The sequence below is a fragment of the uncultured Brevundimonas sp. genome (assembly GCF_937870815.1).
GTDB lineage: Bacteria > Pseudomonadota > Alphaproteobacteria > Caulobacterales > Caulobacteraceae > Brevundimonas.
Genome location: NZ_CALMZS010000132.1, coordinates 1 through 5,228, shown reverse-complemented (window position 1 = coordinate 5,228; position 5,228 = coordinate 1). Strand labels below are relative to the sequence as shown.

General features: G+C 70.6%; 4 protein-coding genes and 1 pseudogene. 4 read left to right on the top strand and 1 reads right to left on the bottom strand.

All coding sequences use genetic code 11. The features are described from left to right. Positions 1 to 197: pseudogene (locus Q0588_RS08535) on the bottom strand (bifunctional 4-hydroxy-2-oxoglutarate aldolase/2-dehydro-3-deoxy-phosphogluconate aldolase); the annotation flags it as partial. Positions 198 to 560: 363 nt separating this feature from the next. On the opposite strand from Q0588_RS08535, the gene Q0588_RS08530 reads away from it, so the two are divergent. From Q0588_RS08530 to Q0588_RS08515, 4 genes are all read left to right on the top strand, one after another. Beyond that, on the top strand, positions 561 to 1,745 hold the full coding sequence (locus tag Q0588_RS08530; RefSeq protein WP_298745522.1) for an acyl-CoA dehydrogenase family protein: 1,185 nt from the start codon (positions 561 to 563) through the stop codon (positions 1,743 to 1,745). A gap of 5 nt (positions 1,746 to 1,750) precedes the next feature. Next, complete coding sequence (locus Q0588_RS08525) at positions 1,751 to 2,881, top strand: acyl-CoA dehydrogenase (protein ID WP_298745520.1); 1,131 nt, start codon at positions 1,751 to 1,753, stop codon at positions 2,879 to 2,881. A gap of 59 nt (positions 2,882 to 2,940) precedes the next feature. Continuing rightward, entirely contained in the window at positions 2,941 to 4,257 is a 1,317-nt protein-coding gene (gene hmgA, locus Q0588_RS08520; protein WP_298745518.1) for a homogentisate 1,2-dioxygenase, read from the top strand. Beyond that, a partial coding sequence (locus Q0588_RS08515) for a fumarylacetoacetate hydrolase family protein (RefSeq protein WP_298745516.1) occupies positions 4,258 to 5,228 on the top strand: 971 nt, incomplete at its 3' end. It lies immediately after the preceding gene.

Sequence of the window (5,228 nt, the reverse complement as noted above, 5' to 3'; positions counted from 1 at the left end):
TTCCGCAGCTCGCGGGCGATGTCGCCGAACAGGTCGACGGCGAAGTCGCCGCGGTTGGTGAACTCGATGACCGGCGCACCGCCGCGGGCGCAGGCGCGGATGACGTTCAGGCAGACCTCCGCGTCCGGGTGGTAGAAGACCGGGGCCACGCCCTGGGCTTGGAGGGCGGCGAGGACGGCGAGGCGGTCGTGGCGCATGGAAGTCTCCCTGATCGGCCCTGACTCGGCCGCGCGGCCGGGCGCGTCAAGGGAGCCGTCTTCAAACCGTGTGAACGGGCGCGGAACCGAGCCGGGCCGACGAGGCTTCTTCCGCCGATGATCGCCACCTTGTCGACATTTTTGCTGGCCGCCGCCTGCTGGCCAAATTCCAGCTGCCGAAGGAGATGGACATCGGCGCCTTCGTGACCAGGTCGGTGCAGACGCGGGCCAATATCCGCGACACCTTCACGGTGATCACCTTCTCGCCATTCCTGCCGGGCGTGAAGTAGCCGGCGAGGCTCTTGCCTGACGCAACGTCATCCGTGAGACCCTGTCGGCATGGACGCGGACGGAGAGGCGCGCATGACCGATCTGGATACCTTCCGCGCGGAGACGCGGGCGTGGCTGGAGGCGAACTGTCCGGCCGAGTGCCGCGGGCCGGTGAAGAGCGACGAGGACCGGGTGTGGGGCGGGCGCGATGCGACGTTCCCGACGCCGGCGCACCAGCTGTGGCTGGAGCGGATGGGCGAGCGCGGCTGGACCGCGCCCGAATGGCCGACGGAATACGGCGGCGGGGGGCTGGGCCGCGAGGAGGCCAAGGTGCTGGCCTCGGAGATGCGCCGCATCCAGGCCCAGCCGCCGCTGGCCAGTTTCGGGGTGTGGATGCTGGGGCCGGCGCTGCTGCAGTTCGGGACCGAGGAACAGAAGCGACGCTTCCTGCCCGGGATCGTGCGGGGGGAGATCCGCTGGTGCCAGGGCTATTCCGAGCCGGGGGCGGGGTCGGACCTGGCCTCGATCCAGACCCGGGCGGAAGATCGGGGCGACCACTGGATCGTCAACGGCCAGAAGGTGTGGACGTCGTACGCCGACAAGGCGGACTGGATCTTCTGCCTGGTGCGCACCGATCCGGAAGCGCCCAAGCATCTGGGCATCTCCTTCGTGCTGTTCGACATGGCCACGCCGGGGGTCAGCACCCGGCCGATCACCCTGATCAGCGGCAAGAGTCCGTTCTGCGAGACCTTCTTCGATGACGTGCGGGTGGAGAAGGCGAACCTGGTCGGCACGCTGAACCGCGGCTGGGACGTGGCCAAGGCCCTGCTGGCCCACGAGCGGACCATGATCGGGGCCATGGGCGAGATGGGCGGCGGGCGGCCGCTGGGGCAGGTGGCGACCGGCTCGATCGGCGTCGATGAGGACGGGCGGCTGGACGAGCCGATGCTCCGGGCCCGGATCGCCGAGCTGGAGGTCGACGCGGCGGCCTTCCGCCTGGCCATGGAGCGGACCGGGGACCAGGTGAAGGCGGGGCAGGCGCATCCGGCCATCGCCTCGATGCTGAAATACCATGGCTCGGAGCTGAACAAGCGAAGGCACGAACTGCTGATGGCGGCGGGCGGGGCCGACGCGCTGGAGTGGGAGGGCGAGCGGTCGCGCGACGGGGCGATGGCGCGCGACTGGCTGAGGACCAAGGCCAACTCCATCGAGGGCGGGACCAGCGAGATCCAGCTCAACATCATCGCCAAACACCTGCTGCAACTGCCGGGCGCCTGACCTCCATGCCGCTGATCCTGACCGAAGAACAGACCATGCTGAAGGAGGCCGCCGACGGCTTCCTGGCCGAGAACGCGCCGATCGCGCACCTGCGCAAGCTGAGGGACAGCCGCGATCCGGCCGGGGTGTCGCGCGAGCTGTGGCGGGCGTTCGGGGAGATGGGGTTCGCGGGCGTCGTCATCCCGGAGCAACACGGCGGTTCGGGGCTGGGCGCGGTCGAGGCCGGGGTGGTGGCCGAGGCGCTGGGGCGGACGCTGACGCCGTCGCCGTTCCTGGGCTCGGGGGTGCTGGCGGCGACCGTGCTGAAGGGCGGTTCGGCGGAGCAGCAGGCGGCGTGGCTGCCCAAGATCGCCGCGGGCGAGGCGATCGTCTCGCTGGCGGTGGACGAGGGCCCCAAGCACGCGCCGGCGCGGATGGCGGCGACGGCGGCGCGGTCGGGCAACGGCTTCCGGCTGAACGGGGCCAAGGGGTTCGTGCTGGACGGCCATGTCGCCGACGCCCTGATCGTGGCGGCGCGGACGGAGGAGGGAATCGGCCTGTTCCTCGTCGATTCGTCCACGGACGGTGTCGCGGTCGAGCGCACGGTGATGGTCGACGCGCACAATGCGGCGCGGGTGACGCTGGCCGATGTCGAGGTCGATGCGGATGCGCTGATCGGCTCGGTCGAGGGCGGCGAGGCGCTGCTGGAAGGGGCGCTGAACCTGGGCCGGGCCTGCGCGGCGGCGTCGCTGACCGGGGCCGGCGACCAGGCCTTCCAGACCACGCTCGACTATCTGCGGACGCGCAAACAGTTCGGCAGGTTCATCGGCGAATTCCAGGCGTTGCAGCACCGGGCGGCGCATCTGTTCAGTGAGATCGAGATCGCCCGCGCGGCGGTGCTGGGCGCGCTGCAGGCGCTGGACGCCAATGACGGTCTTGGCCGGCCGGACGCCGGCCTCGCCGTATCCGTCGCCAAGGCCAAGGCCGGGCGGGTGGCCGAGCTGGCGGTGCAGGAGGCGGTGCAGATGCACGGCGGCGTCGGCATGACCGACGAGTTCGACGTCGGGCTGTTCATGAAGCGGGTGCGCGTATTGAACGAACTGCTGGGGGATGCGGGGTTCCATCAGGAGCGGATGGCGCGGAGCCAGGGGTTCTAGGGGAGACCCCTCTCCCAATGGGAGAGGGAGCGGGCTAAAGCTGGGGCAGGGAGATCACCATGACGCGATCCAACGCGCCTGCCTACATGTCCGGCTTCGGCAACCATTTCGCCACCGAGGCGGTCCCGGGCGCCCTGCCCGAGGGGCGCAATTCGCCGCAGCGGCATCCGCTGGGGCTGTACGCCGAGCAGCTGTCGGGAACGGCGTTCACGGCGCCCCGCAGCGAGAACCGCCGGTCGTGGCTGTACCGGCTGAGGCCTTCGGCCCAGCATCCGGCCTACAGGCCGTTCCCGCAGGGGCGGGTGCGTTCGGGGCCGTTCCACGAGGCGCCGCCGTCGCCGAACCGGATGCGCTGGGATCCGCTGCCGATGCCGGACCAGCCGACCGACTGGGTCGAGGGGCTGGTCACCTATGGCGGCGCCGGCGATCCCGAGGCCCTGTCCGGGACCGGCATCCACCTGTATGCGGCCAACCGGTCGATGACGGACCGGGTGTTCTACTGCGCCGACGGGGAGCTGCTGATCGTCCCCCAGGCGGGACAACAGGCCTTTGTCACCGAGATGGGACGCATCGACGCCCGGCCCGGCGAGATCGTGGTCATTCCGCGCGGAGTGCGGTTCCGGGTCGAGTGCGGCGGGCCCATCCGCGGCTATGTCTGCGAGAACTACGGCGCCGCCTTCCGCCTGCCGGACCTCGGGCCGATCGGCTCGAACGGCCTGGCCAATCCGCGCGACTTCCAGACTCCGGTCGCGGCCTTCGAGGACATCGACCGGCCGACCGAGTGCGTGCAGAAATACGGCGGGCGGCTGTGGAGCACGACCTTCGCCCACAGTCCGCTGGACGTGGTCGGCTGGCACGGCAACCTGGTGCCGTACAAATACGACACCGCCCGGTTCAACACCATCGGCACGGTCAGTTTCGACCATCCGGACCCGTCGATCTTCACGGTCCTGACCTCGCCCAGCGACACGCCGGGCACGGCCAATTGCGACTTCGTCATCTTCCCGCCGCGCTGGATGGTGGCCGAGGACACCTTCCGGCCGCCCTGGTTCCACCGCAACGTGATGAGCGAGTTCATGGGCCTGGTAAAGGGCGCGTACGACGCGAAGCAGGGCGGCTTCGTCCCGGGCGGTGCGAGCCTGCACAACGCCATGAGCGCCCACGGTCCCGACCGCGCTTCCCACGACAGGGCCGTGGCGGCGAAGCTCGAGCCCCAGTACCTCGGCGACACGCTCGCCTTCATGTTCGAGAGCCGCTACGTCTTCGAGCCGACGGCGGCGGCGCTGTCCTCGCCCGCTCTCGACCGGGGCTATGACGCGGCGTGGGAGGGTTTCCACAAAGCGACCCTCACCCAACCCGCTCCCAAGGGAGGGTAAGTGAAACTCGCCTCCCTCAAGGGTCCGACCCGCGACGGCACGCTGCTCGTGGTGAGCCGCGACCTGGCGCGGGCGGTGCGAGTGGACAGGATCGCGCCGACGATGCAGCACGCGCTGGAGCACTGGGACGAGGTCGAGGCGCGGCTTCGCGACGCGGCGGCGAGCCTCGAAGGCGGACACGAGCGTCATGCGATCGATTTCGCGCAGGCCGTGGAGCGCCGCGAGGTCGCCGCGCCGCTGCCGCGCGCCTACGAATGGCTCGACGGCTCCGCCTACCTCACGCACGTCGAGCGCGTGCGCCGCGCGCGCAACGACAAGGTGCCCGAGAGCTTCTACACCGATCCTTTGATGTATCAGGGCGGCGCGGGCTCGATGATGGGGCCGCGCGACCCGATCCACGTGCTCTCGGAGGAGTGGGGCGTCGACCTCGAGGGCGAGGTGGTGGCGATCGTGGGCGATGTGCCCATGGGCGCTAAGCCCGCCGATGCGGCGCGCAGCGTACGCCTGCTCTCGATCGTGAACGACGTCTCGTTCCGGCGCCTCATTCCCGCGGAGCTCGCCAAGGGCTTCGGCTTCGTGAACGGCAAGGGCGCGAACGCGCTCGCGGCGGTGGCGGCGACCCCCGACGAGCGGGGCGCGAGCTGGCGCGACGGCACGGTGCATCTCACGCTGCGCTGCGAAGTCAACGACCGGCGCCTCGGCGAGCCCAATGCCGGCGTGGACGCGACCTTCAGCCTCTTCGACCTCGTCGCCCATGCGGCGCGCACGCGCGAGCTGGCGGCCGGCACGATGATCGGCACCGGCACCATCTCGAACGCGGACCTCGCCACGGGCTTTGCGTGCCTGATGGAGGCGCGGCTGGTCGAGCAGGTGGAGAAGGGCGCCGCGCAGACGCCGCTCCTGCGCTTCGGCGACCGCGTGAAGATCGAGATGCGCGACGCGGAGGGGGCGAGTGTCTTCGGGGCGATCGA

Coding starts and splice junctions, on each gene's coding strand:
- Q0588_RS08530 (WP_298745522.1), top strand. CDS start 561: ATGACCGATCTGGATACCTTCCGCGCGGAGACGCGGGCGTGGCTGGAG.
- Q0588_RS08525 (WP_298745520.1), top strand. CDS start 1,751: ATGCCGCTGATCCTGACCGAAGAACAGACCATGCTGAAGGAGGCCGCC.
- hmgA (WP_298745518.1), top strand. CDS start 2,941: ATGACGCGATCCAACGCGCCTGCCTACATGTCCGGCTTCGGCAACCAT.